Here is a 20,722-nt window from a genome sequence, read left to right as displayed (position 1 = left end):
GTGTTTTGTTCGAGTATCTCGAATCGGTGGCGGGACTGTCAGATCGGTAAGTAAAAGCCACTCCGGGGCGACACGGGGAACGCATGGTGAAAATCGTCGATCTGCTCGTCCGGAGAGATGGCTACAGTCACGAGGAGTTCGCTGACCGATGGCAGGGCGACCACTCGGAGTTGGCGAAGGATCTGCCGGGACTGCAACGCTACGTGACGTCTGTGCCGACAGACCCGGAGCGTGCGGCGTACGACGGCGTGCTTGAGCTCTATTTCGAGGACATGGACGCACTCAGCGAGGCGTTTGATTCCGACCTCGCCGAGACGGTCCAGGCCGACGCGGCCGAGTTTATCGACCTGGAGGCCGGCCCCCGACTTATTGTCGAGGAAACGGTCCAGCTCGACGAAAGAGACGACTGATAGCGTCGCTCCTGCTGTTCCCGCTCGACTCCGTTTCCCGAGAGCGAACCGTTGCAGATGTCAGCCATCGAGTCGGCTCCCATCGACGTAGAGTTTCTCGGCGGGCGGCCGCTCAGCGTCGTAGCTGTCGTGATACTCGAACAATTGAAAGAGCGCCCCGGTCGGGTTCGACGGTGGCACAAACGCCTCGGTCCAGTCCTCATACTCGCGGTACTCGACGACGCTGTAGCCGTTGCGTTCCAGTATCGCTTTCACTGCGTCGATAGCAGCCACTTCCAGCGTGACGTGGTGGAGTCCCGGGCCGTGGTCGTCGAGATACGACGTGAGGAACGTGTCCGGTGCCTCCGGTGCGATGAGTTCCAGCCGTGACGCGTCCCGTTCGAAATCGTACTGCGCCCAGCGAAACCGCCCTTCGACGGACTCTTCGATGAGTTTCCGACAGCCGAGTGCGAACAGGAACGGTTCGGCGTCACTGATGTCCTCGACAGCGATTCCGATGTGGTCGACACGGATCGGCGTCTCCTGAGACATGGCGAGGACTGCGTCAGGCTCCCAATTATATGCTTGGGTCGGACGATAAGTGTCAATCTCGGTGGGAGGGTACCCGGCCCCTCCCTGCTATAGTCTATACTCCTGCACCACTGATACCGGACTCGAACAGACACACCCGACTCCGTCTGAAATGTTCCCAAATATTTATTAAATATCCAGACTGTCGACTACGGGATGCCAGCACAGCACCAGCAATCGCGGCGGCACCTCACACGACGATCGCTTCTGAAAACGGGCGCGGCGGTTACCGGCATGACCGGTATCGGAGCCGTGGAGACGGAGTTAGCGTACGCACAGGACGATGACGCGACGGTCACGATACGACGCGACGACTACGGCGTACCACACGTCTACGCCCGCGACGCCGACAGCCGTGCCCCGGTGTTCTATGGGTTCGGATACGCGACCGCGGCCGACCGGCTCTACCAGCTAGAACTGTACCGGCGGTACTATCACGGGACTGTCGCAGAGATCCTCGGCTCGGGTGACGGGGACACCGACTGGATCCAGTTCGATATCGAGGCGCGGCGCAACACCGCCGGCGAGCCGTCACTCGACGAGCAGGCCGCTGAACAGTTGACGGCGGACCAGCGAGCGGTCCTGCAGGCGTTTACCGACGGCATCAACCGGTATATTACCGAAGTCCGCGAGAGCGAGGACCTGGAATTCCACCAGGCGTTTCAGGAGCACGGGTTCGAGCCCGAGGCGTTTACTACGGCGGACACCGCGGGGATGTTCGTCGCGAGTATGGCATATTTCAGCGGCTTCCAGCTGGAGACCCTCAGCGCAACTGTCCTCGATGCACTCACACAGGAAACAGGGAGCGAACAGCGTGCCATGGCGCTCTTCGAGGACCTGCAGTGGGGTAACGACCCCGGCTGCCCGACCTCGACAGTCCAGTCCTCGGATGCCTACTCCCCTCCCTATACTGACGTAGGTGCAGGGCCGACACCCGACGTGGCCGGGGGACAGGAGACAGACAGGGTGACGCGTGGGGCAACCGGCGCGTCTATGATGCCGAGCAACCTCGTCACTGGCGGTGACTACACGCCACCAACTGACGCCGAAGGGATGCACGAGGCAGAGATGGAGCGGATGCGAACGCTTGCGTCCGGACTCGATAGTCTGGGCCTCCCGATCAAGTACGGCAGCAACGCCCTCGCTGTCCAGGGTAATATCACGTCCAGTGGCGATGCGCTACTGATGGGCGGGCCACAGATGGGGTTCAACACGCCCTCGATAATGTACGAGGCGAGCCTGCACGGGCCGGATTTCGACGTCGCCGGTGTCACCGTTACCGGGTATCCGTTCATCATGTTCGGACACAACCGCAACGGGGCACTGACTTCGACTGCCGGGATCGACAACTGCATCCAGATGTTCACGGAGTCGATCACGACCAACGCGTCGGGTCCGGACACGTACACCTTCCAGGGCGAGGAGTCCGAGGTCGAAACAGCCGAGCAGACGATCACTGTCGCCGACGGCGAGGACGTGACGTACACGGAACGGTTCACACGCCACGGTGTCGTGACCCAGTGGGACCCCGACAACGGGGAAGCGCTGGCGCAGACGAAATCATACGCCGGCCGGCAGATGAACTGCTGGCGGGCCTTCTACGAGTGTCAGTTCGCGACGGACGCCGAGGAGTTCCGGGAGTCAGCACAGCGCTGTGACTACGCACTGAACTTCATGTGGGCAGACAAGGACGGCGACATCGCGTATGTCCATCTGGGGCGGTATCCGGACAGCGAAGCAGTCGACTGGGACACTCGGCTGCCAGCCGATGGAACGCAGTACGAACTCACGTCGGCGGACTACCTGCGCGCGGCTGACGGTGACGTGCCATACGCAATCAACCCCGCCCCGGGGTACTCGGCACAGTGGAACAACAAACCCGCACCGGACTGGAACAACGGCGACCTGAGCTACTCGTGGTCGACCGACCACCGCGTGCAACGGATTATCAATCTGGTAGAGCAGCGGTTAGCTCAGGACGGCGAAGTCGACTATGAGTTCCTGAAGACCGTTATCTACGATATCTCCTTCACCGACCTGCGTTCGATTCGGTACAGAGAGCATCTGCTCGACGCGCTTGCGGACGCAGACCTCTCCAGCACCGAACAGCAAGCCCGCGACGAACTGGCTTCGTGGGACCACTTCGCCCAGGCCGACGGCGAAGACAACGAGGGACGCCACTCTGCCGGGTACACGATCTGGGATGCGACGTTCCCGTACATTCTGGAGGAGGTTTTCGGCGAGACGTTCGGGAGCGCATACGGGCCGGCATCGTACTTCCTCGACTACGACTACGGACGCGGCACCCTGATGCGGGTCCTCAACCCGGCGGAGACAGCACTGCCGACGCAAGCAGAGTACGCCGATGGAGATATCACGGACGCGTTGGTCAGCGCGTTCCGGACGGCCGTGAGCGAACTCGCCGCGCGATACGACGGCGACCCGGGGTCCTGGCGGCGTGAGGCAGCCCTGCACGAGTTCGACAACCTCGCGCTGTTCGGAATGCCTATCGGCGTCACGTCCGCGGGGAACACGGCGCTGATGAACCGCGGGACCGAGAATCACGTCGTCCGGCTCAGCGACGACCCGCAGGCTGAGAACATCCTCCCGCCCGGAAACGACGGCTACGTCGCTCCGGACAGCACTACCGGCGAACATTACGACGACCAGCTGGCGATGTTCGAGGACTTCGAGTACAAGCAGCTGTTGTTCGCCGACGCCGCTATCGAGTCCGCAACGTCTGAAATTCGTGAGTTGACGAGGTCAGCAAGCCCAACTGACGGTGCCACCGGTGACACGCCGACGAGTGAGGGCACTGAGACAGACGAGAGTACTGTGGCCGGCGGGGCGACAACTCCTGCCGAGACAGAGAGTGCGGACACAGCGACGGAGACGAATACCGGGACTGCCGCCAGTGGTCCCGGCTTCACGGCACTCACTGGGGCGACCGCAGTACTCGGGACTGCGCTGGCGTGGCTGTACAGACAAGACGACAACACCAGCTAGCCCCCACAGCGGTGGTGACCAAGAGCCGCCAGACGCGATAGTGCAGTTACCGAACGCGGCGAACAGCGCGAGACGCGCCGACAGGGGGCAAGGCTTTAATACGATTTGCTTAACAATAGATAATGAACCTATGTCGAGCGAAGGTACCTCACCAGACAGTAGTGTGGGAATCGACCGTTCACGGAGACAGTTCATCGCCGCCGCCGGCGCGGCCGGCGCGCTTGGCCTCGCCGGCTGCCAAGGTGGATCAACAGGTGGCGAGGAGGCAGTGACCGTTGCGAGTCTGAATCCAATGACTGGCCCGTTCAGCTCTCTCGGGCCAGGCCAGCGCACTGGGGCTGAACTCGCTGTAGCAGAAATAAACGACAACGACGACTACGACTTCGAGTTCGAGTTGGTGACGGGCGACACAGAAACCGAGGCCGGGGCCGCACAGTCCGAGGCCCAGCGTGTCGTCCAGGAAGAGGGGGCAGAGTTCGTGTTCGGTGCGATTTCCAGCTCCGTTGCGCTCGGGCTGAACGACTTTGCCGGGCAATCTGAGCATATCTACTTCCCCGGCGGCGCAGCGGTGCCGATCACCGGGTCCGCCTGCAACGAATGGGTGTTCCGCTTTGAAACGAATACTGCACAGATCGCCGAGGCGATATCGGCGTATTCAGTCAACAATCTGGGGAACAACGTCTGGTTCCACTACGCGGACTACGCGTACGGCGACTCGGTGTACAACCGCACGAGCAGACGAATGGAGAACGCCAGCGACGACTACACCGAGGTCGGGACATCAACGTCGGCGTTGGGTGCCAGCAACTACGGTTCGTTCATCACGCAGATCAGCAACTCCGACGCTGACGTGGTCGTGTTGGGGATGACCGGTGGTGATCTGGTGAACTTCACCAACCAGGCCGCAGATCAGGGCCTCACCGACCAGATTGCTGTTGTCGGTCCGACCCAGACGTTCCAGAGCGTCCGTGCCGGGACCGGGTCGAACAGCGTCGGCACCTTCGGCGGCGCTCGGTATGACCCCTCGCTCGAGACCGGGGACAATCAGGCATTCGTCGAGGCCTACGCCAGCGAGAACGACAGAGAGCCCGGCAACTTCGCCCGCGTCGGCTACGACTCGATGCGGCTGATGGCCAAAGGAATGAACGAAGCCGGGAGCACCGAACCGGGGGATGTCCGAGACGCCCTCGAAGGAGGCACGTTCACGACAGTGCTGGGGGACATCACGCTTCGGGAGAGCGATCACCAGGCCACCAATCCGACGTGGATGGCCGAACTCGTCGCGGGCGATGGCGACACAGCGGATGTCGAACTCCTCGAGCAGGTCCCGGGTTCGGAGACGCTGCCACCGGCCAGTGACCTCGGCTGTGAGATGTAGGTAGTACGATGGTTGCTGCCGATTTCATCGAACAACTGCTGAATGGCCTCACCCTTGGGATGGTTTACGTCCTGCTAGCCGCCGGACTGTCGGTCATTTTCGGCGTGATGGACGTGATCAACTTCTCCCATGGCGAACTGTTCGCACTCGGTGCGTATTTCTCCCTCAGCATCATCGCGCCGTTCGGCGCGGGGACTGGGTTCTGGATCGCGATAGTGGTTGCACCGGTCGCCGTCGGTCTCATCGGTGCCGCTATCGAGCGAACGACTGTCCGACCGCTGTACGGTCGAGACCCGCTATATCACATTCTCCTGACGTTCGGGCTCGTGCTCGTAATCAACGACGGCATCCGTCTTATCTGGGGGACACAGCAACGACAGCTAGCTGTCCCGGAGTATCTGAGCCGACCAGTGTCCATACTGGGCGTCCAGGTGTCCGTGTACAATTATTTCATGATCGTCTTTGCGGCGCTGCTCGCGGTAGTGACGTGGTACCTGCTGAACCGGACGAAGTACGGGATGATCATCCGTGCCGGATCGCAGGACCGTGAAATGGTCCGCAACGTGGGTATCGACATCGACCAGTACTACACGCTGGTCTTCGGTGTCGGTGCGGCGCTCGCTGCTGTCGCCGGGATCGTCCTCGGTGGCTACCAGAACGTGAACACCGGGATGGGGAACAGCGTCATCATCCCGGCGTTCGTTGTCGTCGTCCTCGGCGGCCTCGGTAGCTTCAGGGGTGCCGTCTTCGGCGGGTTGCTCGTCGGTGTCGTCCAAACGCTGATGCGGGCCTACAGTGGGTCTGTCGTGGCAACGATCGGAGACGTCACGCTGAGCGTTCCCAATCTCGAGGGGTTGACTGTGTACCTGCTCATGATCGCCGTGTTGCTCGTGAAACCGCAAGGACTGTTCGGAACGCGAGGTGAAGAGTCGGAAAGCGAGGGAGAGATTCTCGTCGGGGGGTACGGCGGGGTACTGGCGGACAGCACGCGGGTACGGCTCGGCGGTATCGCCGTTGTCGCGCTCGCGCTCGCCCCACTCGCGATTCTGTTCATGGGCGACCAGTACTACCTCGTCGTTCTCAACGAGATCCTGATCTGGGCAATCTTCGCATTGAGTCTCGATATCGTGATGGGCTATGCCGGCCTGGTCCCGCTGGGCCACACCATGTTCTACGGCGTCGGTGCGTACACCGCCGCGCTCGTCATGTTGCACTATTCGCAGTCGGTTTTCGTCGTCTTACTCGGGGCGATTCTCATCTGTGCCGTCCTAGCTTGGATCGTCGGCAGCCTCTCGATTCGGGTGTCCGGCGTGTACTTCGCCATGATCACGCTGGCGTTCGCGGAGCTGCTCTACAGTGCTGTGTTCAAGTTCGACTTTACCGGCGGGAGCGACGGTCTGCTGGGCTTCGAGGCGTTCCTCGGATTCGGTACTGTCGGGGCGTCGCTCTCGAACATCGAGTTCGGGCTCCTCGGCTACGAACTCGGACAGCAGTTCGTGTTCTACTATCTCGCCCTGCTCATCGCCGTGCTGTCGCTCCTGTTCGCTCGGCGCATGATGAACGCGCCGTTTGGCAGTGTCCTGCAGTCGATTCGGGAAAGCGAGGAGCGAGCGGAGTTCATCGGGTACGACGTCAACAGATACAAGCGCCGAGCGTTTGTCATCAGCGGCGGAATGGCTGGACTGGCTGGCGGCCTCCTCGCAGTTAGTCCATCGACTGTCATCATTTCGCCGGACCAGACCCTCAACTGGATCCACTCTGGTGAAGTCATCGTCATTGCGCTGTTCGGTGGAATGGGGACACTATACGGTCCCATGATCGGCTCCGGTGTCTTCTTCGGTGCCGAGGAGTTCCTCTCGTCGTACACCGACCAGTGGCGGCTTATCATCGGGACGATGTTTATCCTGTTCGTGCTGTTCGTCCCACGCGGTATCGTATCGATTCCGTCTCTCGTCGCACAACGGCTGGAGACGGCCAACAACGCGGACGGTCCTGTTGACATGGATGAGCCGGAAGTGAGAAGCGATGACTGAGACTGTACTCGAAACGGACGGACTGACGAAGCGGTTCGGCAAGCTCACCGCCGTTGACGACGTGTCGCTGTCGGTTGCGGACGGTGAGTTCAGGAGCGTTATCGGGCCAAACGGGGCCGGGAAGACAACGACGTTTAACCTCATCACTGGCGCACTATCGCCGTCAGCGGGCGTCGTGCGGTTCAAAGGTGAGGACATCACTGACGTCGCGCCACACGAACGGGTTGGCCGCGGACTGGGCCGGTCGTTCCAGATTACGAACGTTTTCGGTGGTCTCACCGTTCGAGAAAACGTTCGGCTGGCAGCACAGTCCGTCCACAGTGACGAGATCAACCCCGGCGAAGCGCTGTTCCGTGACAAGAACGGCTTCGACGAGATCGCGGAGCAAACCGGGACAGTACTGGAACAGATCGGGCTCCAAGACAGGGCTGACGAGCACGCGGAGGCCTTGGCGTACGGCGATCAGCGACGACTCGAACTGGGGCTCGTGCTGGCGACAGACCCCGACCTCGTCATGCTCGACGAACCGACCGCAGGAATGAGTAGCGAGGAAACACAGGCCACGATGAACCTCATCGATGAGGTCCTCTCAGACCGGTCGTTGATGCTCATCGAACACGATATCGACCTCGTGATGCGTGTTTCGGACCGGATTACCGTCCTTACTCGCGGCGAAGAACTCGCAAGCGGGACACCCGACGAGATCGCAAACAACGAAGACGTCCGCGATGCGTACCTCGGTGGTGTCCGCGAATGACCGACCCGCTCCTCTCTCTCGAAGATGTCCGGGCCGGGTACGGGATGACCGAGGTGCTACAGGGCGTCTCGATGGATGTCGAACGCGGAAGCGTTGTGTCGCTGGTCGGGCGCAACGGCGTCGGCAAGACGACGACGCTACGGTCGATTGTCGGGAACATCACCCCGACTGGTGGGTCAATAACGTTCAATGGCGACGATATCACGACACTCAACGCCGAGGCGACGATCCGGAGCGGCATCGGGTTCGTTCCCGAAGAGCGACGGATCTTCCCCGAGTTGACCGTCCGAGAGAACATCAGAATGGGCGAAATCGGCGCCGAGTCGCCTGACGGGCCGTCAGTCGACGACGTGCTGGACATGTTCGAGAACCTCGCGGAGCGAGAACACAAGGACGGGTCGGTCCTTTCCGGTGGCGAACAGCAAATGCTCGCGGTCGGCCGTGCCCTGACTGCCGACCCGGATCTGTTGTTGCTTGACGAACCGACGGAAGGGCTCGCACCCTATGTCGTCCGACAGATAGAGGACCTTATCCTCGAACTGAACGAACAGGGTATCACGGTGCTGGTTGTCGAGCAGAACATCCCGGTCGCACTGGAGGTCTCGGAGTACACGTACATCCTCGAAAAGGGCGAAATCGTCCACAAGGGGACTGCGGCGGAGATCCAGAACAACGAGGACGTACTCGACAGACACCTCGGCGTCGGTGTCACTGACTGACTATGGCGACAATCGCCGGGCGACGACCCGATCCCCGGTCACTTGCCGTATAGCGCAGGGCCCCGTCGGGACGGGGCTTACCGACCATAGTTCGAACTCCATGCACCGAGCAGTAGCGACCATCAGTGTGTGAACATACCCCATGGCTCGTTCTATTCTATTGAATCGGTTTCTATCGTGTCAAAGCGTTATTCCGGAGGTATCGAGCGGTTTCACAGGTTTCTTGTCCAGAATAGCGGTGTTCGAGTCAGTAGAACTACTGATACGAGAGATTCACCTGTAGCTCGCCGGAGATTCCACGGATGAGGTCCGTCAGTTCGTTTTCGATGCGTTCCGAGTCCAGCCGGTTCGCTGGTCCCGAGACGCTGATGGCACCGTACGTGTTGCCGGCGTTGTCTACCAGCGGGGCACCGACGCCGGCCACGCCTTCGAGGAACTGGTCGATGCCGTAGGCGACGCCGCGGTCCTGAATCTCGTCGAGTTCTGCTTCGAGTTCCTGCCGATCCCGACCGTCGGGGAGAGGGTAGTCGTAGCTTTCGAGGATTGTCTCCCGCCGGTGTTCCGGCAACACTGAGAGGATTGCCATGCCACCAGCGAGCCTGTACAGTTCGGTGTACTGGCCGATCTGTGAGTTTGTCTGAATCGCCCGACTGCCGAGCGCTTTGGCCAGGAAGACCGCCTTTCCGTTCTCTTCGACGATCCACCACGCTTTCTCGTCGGTTTCGTCGGCTATCTCGTTCAGTTTCGGGGCGACCTCCTGGTACATTTCCTGTCGCTCGCGGACTTTCATCCCGATATCCAGAAACCGCAAGCTCAGCCGATACGCCTTGTTCTGGTCCTGGACGACGTAGCCTCGGCTCTGGAGTGTCGAGAGATGAACGTGGACTGTGCTCTTGGGCATCTCCACTCGCTCTGCCAGCTCAGTGACGCCGAGTGCCTGTTCCGTTTTCAGTGCTTCAATAATGTCCAGCACCCTCCCGGCGGACTCTATCGGGCCTTGTCCTGTCATACGCGTATATTCGGCTAACTGTTTATAAAATTATTCAACAAGATTGAATCATGTGCCCGGGGACTGTGCTATCAGGTGTATTCCCAGTGGCGTCGCGACGACTGAACCATGATATACCTACCCAAAACTCGGCAATCCAGTAACCCTCCTAAATTCCGTCCGTTCCGTTTACGTACCTACTGACCACTGTATTGCCACTGAGAAACGGAGTAAGGCGGTGTCGTCCCGGTATTCTAGTGCCGGCCGATGCAGATGTCGGACGCTGGCACTTTTGCTGTACACCACGCTGTTCAATCAGCTTGAACTCGGCCGCAGCATACGAAATACAAATGAGAACATAGCGAGGATAGCAGCGTTACCGGGACTAGTCCTGTCACAGTCTCCCAGTCCGCTTCGATTCGCCTTGTTCGTGCTCAGCACTCTCCTTGCACAACCGCAATCACTTCTCGTATCGCCTCGATACTGGTCTGCTGCACTCCAACGCCGATACTATCACCTACAGCCGGTAACTCTCAGGCCGACTCTGAAAAAGATAACATCCGTACGCCTGTTATCTTATGGGCGTATCTCTGCGGTATGCGCGCTCCAGAGTCGCAGTGCAACCATCCGGCCTACAGTGAGGGTTGTTCACAGGTGTTGAATCTCAGTCAGGGTTACATCTGTCTCTCCGCTACTCTCGACCGCCTATAGTAGCCATTGAAAATCAATGCACACCTGATCGCCCGACGGCAGTTCGATCAGTGTGTACATCGTTTCAATTATTACTATAGTGAGACGTGTAGATAAGCCGACCACTCCGATAATATCTGTACGCCTGTTATCTGAAGGCAACGCAGATGTCGTATTACGAAACACAGCGCCGTTGCGGTCCTGACGCCTCAAAACGACAACAGTTCATATCGCAAGTGACTGCGCCTCGCTGGTGACTGCGTGAATACATTTCACATTACGAAACGAACTCCCATACTCGCTCGCAGAGCGGGAATATTGAATACTAAGTAAGCACGTCTCAGATAGTCTCGTCAGCCAGCCCTGCTCTCAGCGCGCTGTTAAAGCGGGTCCGTTCCGCGGTGCTTCCTCCCAGTGGCTCCTTGGGTATTCTCCCGGCCGTCACTACCACTGGGAACCCTTCACGGGTACTCTCAAGCCACATTCTATCGAGCGTTGCGGAATGAGCAAAATCAGGCTGCAACCGGACTCTCTTCGTCGATTTCCGTTTCACTGTTCTTGATCGCAGTGCCGGAGTCCGCATCAAAGAGATGGATGACCTCCTCTGGGAACCGCAATCCGACCGTGACGCCATTCCCGAGGTTTGACCCATCCTCGACGGTGACCGTATACTGCTGCCCGTCGATAGTCACGTACACATGAAACAGGTCCCCAAGTGGCTCGACGACGTCGACGGTCGCGGTAACGGTCTGCTCCGGGCCAGTCGCGGTGCTGAGCTGAATATCTTCGGGCCGGACACCGAGGATGACTTCCTCGTACCCGTCGAGCTGGGCGGTGGTTTCAGCGGACAGCCCGTAGGTAAACTCCTGGTGCACTAGCGACCCGTCCTCGACAGCGGCAGGAATGAAGTTCATCGAGGGCGACCCGATGAACCCGGCGACAAACCGATTGGCTGGACGGTGATAACACTCCAGTGGCGTTCCGACCTGCTGTAACACGCCGTCGTCCAGAATAGCGATACGGTCGCCCATCGTCATTGCCTCCGTCTGGTCGTGAGTAACGTAGATCGTTGTCACGTCGAGTTCGTTCTGGAGGCTCTTTAGTTCGGTCCGCATTTTCGTCCGGAGTTTGGCATCCAGATTGCTCAGTGGCTCGTCCATCAAGAACACCGCTGGGTCCCGAACGATTGCTCTCCCGAGCGCCACCCGCTGTTGCTGGCCCCCAGATAGCTCCTTTGGCGGATCATCAAGCAAGTCCTCGATGCCCATCATCTCGGCTGTCTCGGTTACACGCTGTTCAATCGTTTCTGTATCCAGATCCGTCGTCATCTTCAACCCGAACGACATGTTCTCCTCTGCGGTCATATGTGGATAGAGCGCGTAGTTCTGAAAGACCATCGCGATATCGCGGTCACGGGGCTCGGTGCCGATAACAGACTCGTCTCCGATCAGAATATCGCCCTCAGTCACCGTCTCAAGCCCGGCGACCATCCGCAAGGTTGTCGATTTTCCACAGCCGGACGGGCCGACCAGTACCAGAAACTCGCCGTCGTTTAGCGACATATTCACCGTATCGACAGCGACAACCTCGTCGCTCCCGTCGGAAAACGTCTTGATAAGGTTATCGAGCTCTAACTGTGCCATGCGATACCTGTTATTGTTCCACAGAGATATATAATAGTTTGTGTTCTTCGATTATAGATGGGAACCTTTCATATACCTGGAGCGGGTTTGAGTTCGTATACGGGACTAGCGGTAGTGAAAAGAGCACAACTATGGTTCCATTCACAACAGAGTCAGAGTCGGTGTATCGTCAGTTGGATGTCACGCCGGTCGTCAATGCAGCGGGCACAAAAACGCGGATTGGCGGCAGCCTCATTCGAGAGGAAGCCGCGGACGCCATGCGCGCTGCTGCCGACGAATTCGTTCAGCTGAGTGACCTAGAGGCAACGGCTTCCGAACAGATCGCTGAGATCGCCGGGTCGGAAGCCGGATACGTTTCGCCGGGTGCTGAGGCCGGCCTGTTGTTGGCCGCGGCTGCCGCGATCGCGGGGGACGACCCGAAAACTATGTCGGAGTTACCCCATCCGACAGACGCACCAAACGACATCGTGATGCCCCGGACTCACCGGACGGGGTACGACCACGCACTGCAAGCGGCTGGCGCAAACATCGTCGATGTCGGGACAAACGATTACCACCTCGGCACTGGCGCAACAAACGTGGAACCCTGGGAGATCGAAAGCGCCATCGACGAAAACACTGCCGGGGTCGCGTACGTCCAGAAAACATACACACAGCCGGACCTCTCGACGGTCTCGGAGATCGCACACCGACACGATGTCCCCGTGATTGTCGACGCTGCCGCCGAGGTGCCGCCCATTGAGAACCTCTCTCGTTTCGTCGAGCAGGGAGCCGACATGGTGGTGTTCAGCGGTGGCAAAGGAATCCGCGGCCCACAGACGACGGGTATCATCGCCGGCAAACGTCAGTATATCCGTTCAATCGCTGTGCAGCATCAGGATATGCACGTCGACCGCCGGGTCTGGAACCCACCCAGCTCGCTTATCGAGACGGAACGGTTCGATGGGGTCCCCAGACAGGGAATCGGACGGTCGCTCAAGGTCGGTAAGGAGGAACTTGTCGGCCTCATTCGCGCGCTGGAACTGTTCATCGAGGAGGATCAGGAAGCGATTGTCGCCGAGTGGGAGAACCTCGCCGAAAACATGGCGAGCCAGCTCGAGGCAGCGGGCGTGGAGACCACAGTCGTCGCTGGTGGTGAGCAGAGTGTTGCTCCACGGGTCGTTGTGGATATAACTCACTCCCAATCTACCCTCTCGGCAGCCGCGCTGGTGACAGAACTGCAGCGCGAGGACCCGCGCGTGTATGTCGGTGAGGACCGCATCGACGAGGGAGAGATCGTTCTCAACCCAATGTGTCTCGACGAAGACGGTGCTGCGTACGTCGTCGACCGCCTGCTCACACATCTGTAACAGAGAAAAGATATAAATAATAACTTACAATACCATAGCATAGTATGGACGTCCTCGTAGTAGTTGCCCACCCAGACGACGCAGATGTCTTCTGTGGCGGTACGATAGCAAAGCACGCTGAACGCGGTGACGAGGTCAGTATCGTACACATGACTCGGGGAGAGTACGGCGGGCTGCGAACGGACTCACAGGAAGCCGTCGGGAGGGTCCGTGAACAGGAGGCCCGCGACTCGGGGGCGGTGTTAGGCGCCTCGGAAGTCGCGTTCCTCGAGTTCAAAGACGGGCGGATCACTTACTCCCTGGAGAACCGTGTAGAGATGGTGGATGTCATCCGGGAGTACGACCCGGACGTCATCCTCACGCACTACAAAGACGATCTGCATCCAGACCACCGAGCGACGTCACGTTTAGTTACGGACGCGTACTACATGGCTTCGCTCCCCCTCGTTGAGACGGATTTCGAACCCTGTGATCCGGACAACATCTACTACTTCGGCAAGCCGACATCGGAGTTTACACCCTCCATGTTCATCGATATCGATGGGTATCTGGAACAGAAGGTCACGGCGATCAAGAAACACGAGTCACAGGTGGAGTTCCTCGTCGAGCACGGGGGCATCGACGCCGAGTTCGACAACCTCATCGACGGACTTCGCGCCGAGAATCTCGTGTTCGGGAAGCAGGCCGGTGCCCGCAGTGCGGAGGGGTTCGTCCCGCTGCACGAGTCCGCACAGGAGTTTCTCGGATAGGGTCGCCAGCGTTTCACCAGCACTGTCGTTGAAGCTACCTCAGTCGGGAATCGTGACCGGAAGCGTCCCCGTTGGGTCGACTGTCCCTGCCAGTGCTTTCGCCGCTGCCTGAATCGCACCTGGCGAGTAGCCGTACGTCGTCAAAAACGTAGCCGCATCTGGACAGACAGAGAGGTCGTATGGGTTCCGTACGGCAAGGACTGCCAGCCGGTCGTGGTGCGCAATGAGTGTCCGGAGCGTCGCTGCCTGTGACTCGTTTGCCAGGGCATCGTAACTGACAGCGACAATCTGCTCGTTCGCTGCCGCTATCTCGACAGTCTCACCGGTCGCCACTGTCTGTGTCGTGATTTCAAACCCGACCTCGCTGAGCGCAGCAGCGACCATCTCTGGGTCGTATCGCTCGTCCTCGGCGGGCGACCCCCGCGTCCCGGTAAAGCTGACCACATGCAGGTGACGCGACGTATCGAACGGCAATGTCTCGCTGTCGTCCCTGACGAGTGTTACCCCACAGTTTGCGATTTCGGTTGCAAGCTGTTTCGATTCGGTCGCACAGCGATTCCACTCCGGCTCTTCGGCAGTCTCAGATGCACCCATCCGTTGCTGTTTACAACGCCGGATGCGCTGCAGCGACCGGTCGATTCGCTCCTCGGTAAGCCGTCCCGTTCGGACGGCGGCAAGCACGGCCTCAATCGCTGCACGCTGTCGCTCGAGCGTATGTGAAACAGTGACGATATCACACCCGGCCTCGATTGCACGGACAGCCCCTTCGGCGGGACCGACGCCTTCGGCAATCGCATCCATCTCGAGACAGTCCGTGACGAGTAACCCATCAAACCCCAATTGCTTTCGAAGCAGTGCTGTCTGGACTGCCGACGATATCGTCGCTGGCAGTTCGTCGTCACCTGTTATCGCCGGAAAGGCAACGTGTGTGGTCATGATCGCGTCGATACCGCTCTGTATCGCCGCTTCGAACGGTGCGAACTCCACGCGTTCCAGTCGGGATCGCTCGTGGGCGACCACCGGCAGGTCGAGATGTGAATCGACTGCCGTGTCGCCATGACCGGGGAAATGCTTCCCACAGGCCGCGACAGCCACGGACTGGAGGCCCTGGGCCATGGCTGCGCCCAGCGCAGCCACACGCTCGGGGTTTTCACCGAAGGACCTGACGCCGATTACGGGGTTGTCCGGGTTGTTGTTGACGTCGAGGACTGGCGCGAGGTTCAGATTGATTCCGAGGCTCCGTAGCTCCCGTCCGACGGTCACACCTGCTTTCCGAGCCATCGCTTCGTCATCACAGGCCCCAATGAGCATCTGACTCGGCAGTTGCGTGCCCCAGTCGAGGCGTGAGACGACGCCACCCTCTTGATCGGTGGCGACGAACAGTGGGAGGCCAGCGCCGACTGCTGTGGCTTCTGACTGCAACTCCGCCGAGAGGGCTGCCACCTGCGCGGGCGACGTAATATTTCGGGTGAAATAAATGATGTTGCCGAGGTTGTACTCACGAATCAGTTCCCGTATCCCATCAGTCGGTTCGGTGCCGTCAAAGCCAGCCATGAATAACTGGCCGACTTTCTGTGCTAATGGCATACTCGCCACCGTCTGAGTCTGCATATGACAACATCCGACGTGCTGGGGATATAAAACTACGTTTGGAATCGCGAACCGCCACAAAACTGGAGCCGAAGATTACTGCTTGACACTCCCGGACGTCAGCCCGGAAACGATCTGCCGCTGGAACACGACGAAGATTGCGAGCAGTGGGACAGCGGCGAGCGTCGAGGCAGCCATCATCTGGCCCCACATCGTCTGATCCTGCTGCTGGAAGTTCTGAATCCCAATGGAGAACGGCGTGACGTTGTCGGTCGCCAGGACCGACGCGAAAAGCACCTCGTTAAACGCGAGCAGGAACACGAACATCCCAGTCGCGGCCAGGCCCGGTGCTGCAAGCGGCATGACGACGCGGAACAGGGCCTGTGTCCGCGTACAGCCGTCGATCCGCGCGGCTTCCTCCAGCGCGGTCGGTATCGTGTCGAAGTACCCACGAAGCATCCAGATGGTGAACGGGACGGTAAACGTCGTATAGAGGAATATCATTCCATGGTACGTGTCTTTCATCGGCACGTTCGCCGACTGGTCCATGACGATGAACAACAGAAACATCGGGATGAGGATGAGTACTCCGGGGATCATCTGCGTTGCGAGTGCCCCCATCTCGAACTTCTCCTTGCCGGGGAACTCATATCGCGACAACGAGTAGGCAGCCAGTCCACCGATGAACAGCGAGAGGACCGTTGTCACACTCGAAATGATCAGGCTGTTAACGTAGTAGTCGACGAGCGGGAACCGCTGGAACATCAGGAAGTAGTTCTGGACATAGGGGTCCGCCGGAATTATGTCGAGCCCGAGCTGCAGCACTTCATCACGGGTTTTGAACGACGTCGTGAACATCATCCAGACGGGGAATATCGCGAATATGAGAACGAGGATGAGCACGGAGCGCCAGAGTAGTTGGTACACGAGCTCTTTGCCGTCGGCAGTCAGTCGCATTTCGTCGGGCACCACCGTACTTTCTGACCCAACGGCAGCCATGAGCGAACTGAGCATCTCAGATAGCACCTCCGTCGTAGCTCGACGCCACAACGCGCTTGTAATAGACGTATGCGATGGTCATAGAGAACAGGAACAGCATCGCGCTGAGCGCGGACCCGATCCCGTACGCACTCTGTTTGAAGCCAAAGGAGTAGATGAGCAACATCAGGACGTTCCCCGATTCGCTCGGTGACCCGCCCAGCAAAATATACGGGACGGGGAAGTTGATGAAGGTCCAGAGGATCAACAGCAGTAGAATGACGGCAGAGACGGGCTTCAACTGTGGCAGCGTCACGTACCGCAGTTTCCCCCATCGGCCGGCCCCGTCTATCTCTGCAGCCTCGTACAACTGCTCCGGTACCGACTGCAGTCCGGCGTACAACATGATCGCCGCATACGGGAAGTTCCGCCAGACGTTCGCGATGATTATCGCGTACAGCGAGTTCGGGCCCAGAAGCCAGAACAGGGACCCCTCGATGAGTCCGGCCTGCCGGAGTAACGCGTTGATGACTCCAGTATCGCTCCGGAACATCATCCGCCAGGTGAGAAGCGTGACGACAACCGGTGTCACGTACGGAATCAGAATCACGGTCCTCGCGACAAGCTTCCCTCGGAATTGCTTATCGAGGGTGAGTGCGGTGACGAGCCCGAGAACGTACGTCCCTACGACCGAGCCAACCGTGTACAGAATGGTGACTTTGAGCGAGTTCCAGAACTGTGCGCCATAGATCGTATCCTTCTGGAAGACCTTCGCGAAGTGGTCAAGCCCGACGAACGTCTCTGGGCGGAACCAGTCAGTGTATCTGAGCGACGGGAACTCGTAGAAACTCATAACGAACCCGAGGATGACTGGAATCCCGTGGACGAGAAGCATCATTGCCAGAGCCGGGGCAATGAGCTTGAGCCCGAAGCGCTGGCTTGCAGGTAACGAGCTAACGTATGGGATATGAACCGCTGGGAGTCGACGTCTGACTCGCTGGTACGCGGACAGGAGCATACACAATCGATTATTATGCAATGTATTTAATCGTTCTGCACGACGTAGAGTGACACGGTCCCGACACAAAGCTATAGTAGCCGTTGAAAATCAATGCACACCTGATCGCACGACGGCAGTGCGATCAGTGTGTAAATCGTTTTAATTGCTACTATAGTAGCTATTCGACGGGACAAGCACAGACCCACACTCCAACGATCTGTTTCCGGAGTTTATCCCTGAAGCGCGTTCTCTGCCTGCATCGCAGCCTGTTGGAGTGCCTTCTCGGTATCGCCTTCGGACCAGGAGTCCGTTGCTGCCTTCGTGAGTACCTTCGTGACAGCCCCCTTGATCGCTCCGGAGACATCACCCCAGCCCACGACTTGCGGCGCTGTCTTGGCGTTTGTGTTGTTCAGAACGTCTTCACTGAAGGACTGATACAGCTCACCCTGGAAGGCGTCTTGCTCGAAGCTACTCTTGATCGTCGGCAAGAAGCCAGAGCCCTTCGCGAGTTCTGCGTTGACCTCGGGCTGCATCAGATACTCGATGAAGGTCGCGGCTTCGCTCTTCTTCTTCGTCCAGGGATGGATGCCCATGAGGTTCACTCCGAAGAAGGTCGACGACTCTCCCCGGGGACCGGCCGGCGGCTTGCCGACGCCGAGTTCGGCGTCGATATCGTTTGCTACCCTGAGCCCCTGCCACGTCGAGGCTATCCGTTTGCTGCTAAACGCGTTGTTCCGTGCAACGCCGTTCCACTCGACTGAGGCCTGTGGGGACGCTTTGTGCGTCGTCGACAGGTCCTTGTAGAAATTCAGCGCCTCCACCGCCGCGTCGCTGTCGAATGTCGGCTTGGACCCGTCGATCACGCTCCCGCCGTTTTGCCAGATGAGCATCATATAGTACTGGACGACTGCCCAGTTGTTCGCACCAGGAATGCCGAACAGGTACCTCGTGTTGTAGCCTTCCTGTTCCCACTTTTCGGCCTGCGTGTTGTACTTCGACGCATCATTCGCGAGTTCGTCCCAGGTCGACGGAGGGCCGTCGATACCGGCTTCCTCGAACAGCGATTTATAATAAATGTGCCCGCGGGGTCCCCAGAACCAGGGGAACCCAGCCCGGACACCGTCGAATTTGCCGATCTGAAGCGGCGAATCATAGATATTGTCTGTCGGCATCGAGACGCCGGCTTCTTCGAGGTCCATCCAGCCGTCGGAATTGACCTGTTGTGGCATCCACGTCGATGCGATCTCCTCGACGTCCGGACCGGTCCGAGTGGAGATACTGTTGTTTTGCTTCTTCCGAGCGACGCCCCAGCCCATCGTCTCGAAATCCACGCTGATCCCGTGTTCTTTCTTCAGTATGGGATTGTGCTTCTCGTAGAACGTCTCAATGTGGTCATTGACGAAGTGACGGACAGTGAGTGTCGTTATATCGTTCGATTGCTCCCCGGTGCTCGCGCCGGAGTCGCCATCCCCGCCGTCCCCGTCGGAACTCTCTGAACTTTCGTTGCCGCCACAGCCCGCGAGCAGCGTGACCGTTGCCGCTCCGGCGCTTTTGATGAAGCGACGTCGCTTGCCACTCCGCAAACTACTGTCTGACATATGCTATCACCAACGACCCATGTAGTATATATAATTAATTGTTTAGGATATTCTTCGCAACAGATCCTACAGCCTATCACAAATACCTATCGTATGGTTTTATTATCCACTGCCATCAATCAGTAATCTAAGTGATCGCAGAGCGAGTCCGATCAGTCAGACAGTCGCTGGCTGACCGGAGCGTCTCTGCCGGCGTTGTCGTTGAAACAACTGACCACGGTGCCGCCCCTTGAACACCAAAACATGACTACACACGCAGTCTACGACGAGATCCGAACCGGTATCGATCGACTGAATCATTTCGAACTGAGTACGCACGACCTTTCCGAGCCACGCGAGCGTATTGCACACGCTGACCGAGTCCACTTCATCGGCTGTGGGTCCTCGTACTGGACCGGCGTGATCGGTCAGTATGCGTCTTTCCAGAGCGGCATCGATGCAACGGCGCACGCCGCGTCAGAATACCTGTTCGCCGGTCCGCCGATTACTGAGGAAACGGTTGTCGTCGCCTACTCCCAGTCCGGCGAGACGTCTGAAACCGTTACAGCCGCTCGACGAGCAAAAGAGGGGGGTGCGGTCGTTATCGGTGTTACAAACAGTGACGATTCGACGCTGGGGTCAGTAGCGGACGAGGTCCTCGTCACGCCGGCGGGGACCGAGAAGGCAGTCCTCGCTACCAAAACAGTCGATGCCGCGCTGATGCTGACGTTCTCGTTGCTCGAAAGCAAATACAGTGAGTACACACCGAGCGAACTGCAACGCACATGCCGGAACGTCATCGATCAGGACTTTCAGGCAGCCGTCGCCGTCCTCGCGGAGGCCAAGACACTCTACACTCTCGGACAGGGGATCGAATATGGACTTGCAGGCGAGGCGGCGACGAAGTTCGGCGAGGGTGCACTGTTGCATACGACAGCGCTCCCGACACCGGAAATCAGCCACGGTCCCATCGCAAACGCTGCCGGTGAGCCGGCACTCGTCATTGCGACCCGAGAATCGAAGTCGTCGTTGACCAGCGAGGTCGTTTCAAAGCTACGCGACGCCGGAGTGACCACAATTGTCCTGCGGCGGCCGACGAACGACTACGGTGGAGACATCTCAATCGAACTCCCGTCCCAATCGCCAGACCACCCCATAGTCCCGTTGAAGATTCTGCAATCGCTCACGTACAAGACGGCCGTGAAGAAGGGATACGATCCGGACGATCCACCGGAACTCTCGAAACATATCGAGTGGAGTGCGCTGGGATAGCGGGCTACACCAG

16 protein-coding genes are annotated in these 20,722 nt (G+C 59.0%); 9 read left to right on the top strand and 7 right to left on the bottom strand.

The window, feature by feature from the left end; all coding sequences use genetic code 11:
- Positions 1 to 83 precede the first annotated feature (83 nt).
- On the top strand, positions 84 to 410 hold the full coding sequence (locus VI234_RS16950; protein WP_008308384.1) for an EthD domain-containing protein: 327 nt from the start codon (positions 84 to 86) through the stop codon (positions 408 to 410).
- A 60-nt stretch (positions 411 to 470) separates the two neighbouring features.
- Here the strand turns inward: VI234_RS16950 and VI234_RS16945 are convergent, their stop codons facing one another.
- Complete coding sequence (locus VI234_RS16945) at positions 471 to 941, bottom strand: VOC family protein (RefSeq protein WP_008308386.1); 471 nt, start codon at positions 939 to 941, stop codon at positions 471 to 473.
- Between the two features lie 195 nt (positions 942 to 1,136).
- Here VI234_RS16945 and VI234_RS16940 point away from each other — a divergent pair, with 195 nt between their 5' ends.
- From VI234_RS16940 to VI234_RS16920, 5 genes are all read left to right on the top strand, one after another.
- Positions 1,137 to 3,986 carry a penicillin acylase family protein gene (locus VI234_RS16940; RefSeq protein ID WP_336330662.1) on the top strand — a complete coding sequence of 950 codons (2,850 nt, stop codon included), beginning with the start codon at positions 1,137 to 1,139 and terminating at the stop codon, positions 3,984 to 3,986.
- A gap of 130 nt (positions 3,987 to 4,116) precedes the next feature.
- Positions 4,117 to 5,364 (top strand): ABC transporter substrate-binding protein, encoded by a 1,248-nt coding sequence (locus VI234_RS16935; RefSeq protein ID WP_336330661.1) that lies wholly within the window; start codon positions 4,117 to 4,119, stop codon positions 5,362 to 5,364.
- Between the two features lie 8 nt (positions 5,365 to 5,372).
- Positions 5,373 to 7,397: an ABC transporter permease gene (locus VI234_RS16930; protein ID WP_336330660.1), complete on the top strand. Its 2,025-nt coding sequence runs from the start codon at positions 5,373 to 5,375 to the stop codon at positions 7,395 to 7,397.
- Entirely contained in the window at positions 7,390 to 8,154 is a 765-nt protein-coding gene (locus VI234_RS16925) for an ABC transporter ATP-binding protein (RefSeq protein ID WP_336330659.1), read from the top strand. Before VI234_RS16930 ends, VI234_RS16925 begins: the two co-directional genes overlap by 8 nt.
- Positions 8,151 to 8,873, top strand: a complete 723-nt coding sequence (locus VI234_RS16920; protein WP_336330658.1) for an ABC transporter ATP-binding protein — start codon at positions 8,151 to 8,153, stop codon at positions 8,871 to 8,873. The genes VI234_RS16925 and VI234_RS16920 overlap by 4 nt, the downstream gene beginning before the upstream one ends.
- Before the next feature lie 256 nt (positions 8,874 to 9,129).
- Here the strand turns inward: VI234_RS16920 and VI234_RS16915 are convergent, their stop codons facing one another.
- Together VI234_RS16915 and VI234_RS16910 are read right to left on the bottom strand one after the other, a co-directional pair.
- Entirely contained in the window at positions 9,130 to 9,882 is a 753-nt protein-coding gene (locus tag VI234_RS16915; RefSeq protein WP_049942837.1) for an IclR family transcriptional regulator, read from the bottom strand.
- Positions 9,883 to 11,063: 1,181 nt separating this feature from the next.
- A complete protein-coding gene (locus tag VI234_RS16910) occupies positions 11,064 to 12,194 on the bottom strand; it encodes an ABC transporter ATP-binding protein (protein WP_336330657.1) in 1,131 nt (376 codons plus the stop codon).
- 131 nt (positions 12,195 to 12,325) lie between these two features.
- On the opposite strand from VI234_RS16910, the gene VI234_RS16905 reads away from it, so the two are divergent.
- The gene (locus tag VI234_RS16905) at positions 12,326 to 13,543 is read left to right on the top strand and encodes an aminotransferase class V-fold PLP-dependent enzyme (RefSeq protein ID WP_336330656.1); all 1,218 of its coding nucleotides are present in this window, start codon (positions 12,326 to 12,328) and stop codon (positions 13,541 to 13,543) included.
- 44 nt (positions 13,544 to 13,587) lie between these two features.
- Positions 13,588 to 14,292 (top strand): PIG-L deacetylase family protein, encoded by a 705-nt coding sequence (locus VI234_RS16900; RefSeq protein ID WP_008308403.1) that lies wholly within the window; start codon positions 13,588 to 13,590, stop codon positions 14,290 to 14,292.
- A gap of 39 nt (positions 14,293 to 14,331) precedes the next feature.
- Here VI234_RS16900 and nagZ read toward each other — a convergent pair whose 3' ends face one another.
- From nagZ to VI234_RS16880, 4 genes are all read right to left on the bottom strand, one after another.
- Positions 14,332 to 15,903, bottom strand: a complete 1,572-nt coding sequence (gene nagZ / locus VI234_RS16895) for a beta-N-acetylhexosaminidase (protein ID WP_049942839.1) — start codon at positions 15,901 to 15,903, stop codon at positions 14,332 to 14,334.
- A 75-nt stretch (positions 15,904 to 15,978) separates the two neighbouring features.
- Positions 15,979 to 16,896, bottom strand: coding sequence for a carbohydrate ABC transporter permease (locus VI234_RS16890; protein ID WP_008308406.1), 918 nt, complete (start codon positions 16,894 to 16,896; stop codon positions 15,979 to 15,981).
- Position 16,897: 1 nt separating this feature from the next.
- Positions 16,898 to 17,758, bottom strand: coding sequence for a carbohydrate ABC transporter permease (locus VI234_RS16885; protein WP_008308407.1), 861 nt, complete (start codon positions 17,756 to 17,758; stop codon positions 16,898 to 16,900).
- A gap of 332 nt (positions 17,759 to 18,090) precedes the next feature.
- Complete coding sequence (locus VI234_RS16880) at positions 18,091 to 19,458, bottom strand: extracellular solute-binding protein (RefSeq protein WP_336330655.1); 1,368 nt, start codon at positions 19,456 to 19,458, stop codon at positions 18,091 to 18,093.
- Positions 19,459 to 19,701: 243 nt separating this feature from the next.
- Here VI234_RS16880 and VI234_RS16875 point away from each other — a divergent pair, with 243 nt between their 5' ends.
- Positions 19,702 to 20,709, top strand: coding sequence for an SIS domain-containing protein (locus VI234_RS16875; protein ID WP_336330654.1), 1,008 nt, complete (start codon positions 19,702 to 19,704; stop codon positions 20,707 to 20,709).
- Positions 20,710 to 20,722: the final 13 nt, after the last annotated feature.

It is taken from the genome of Haloarcula sp. CGMCC 1.2071, assembly GCF_037078445.1.
Lineage (GTDB): Archaea > Halobacteriota > Halobacteria > Halobacteriales > Haloarculaceae > Haloarcula > Haloarcula amylolytica.
This window is presented reverse-complemented; position numbering and strand designations above follow the sequence as displayed.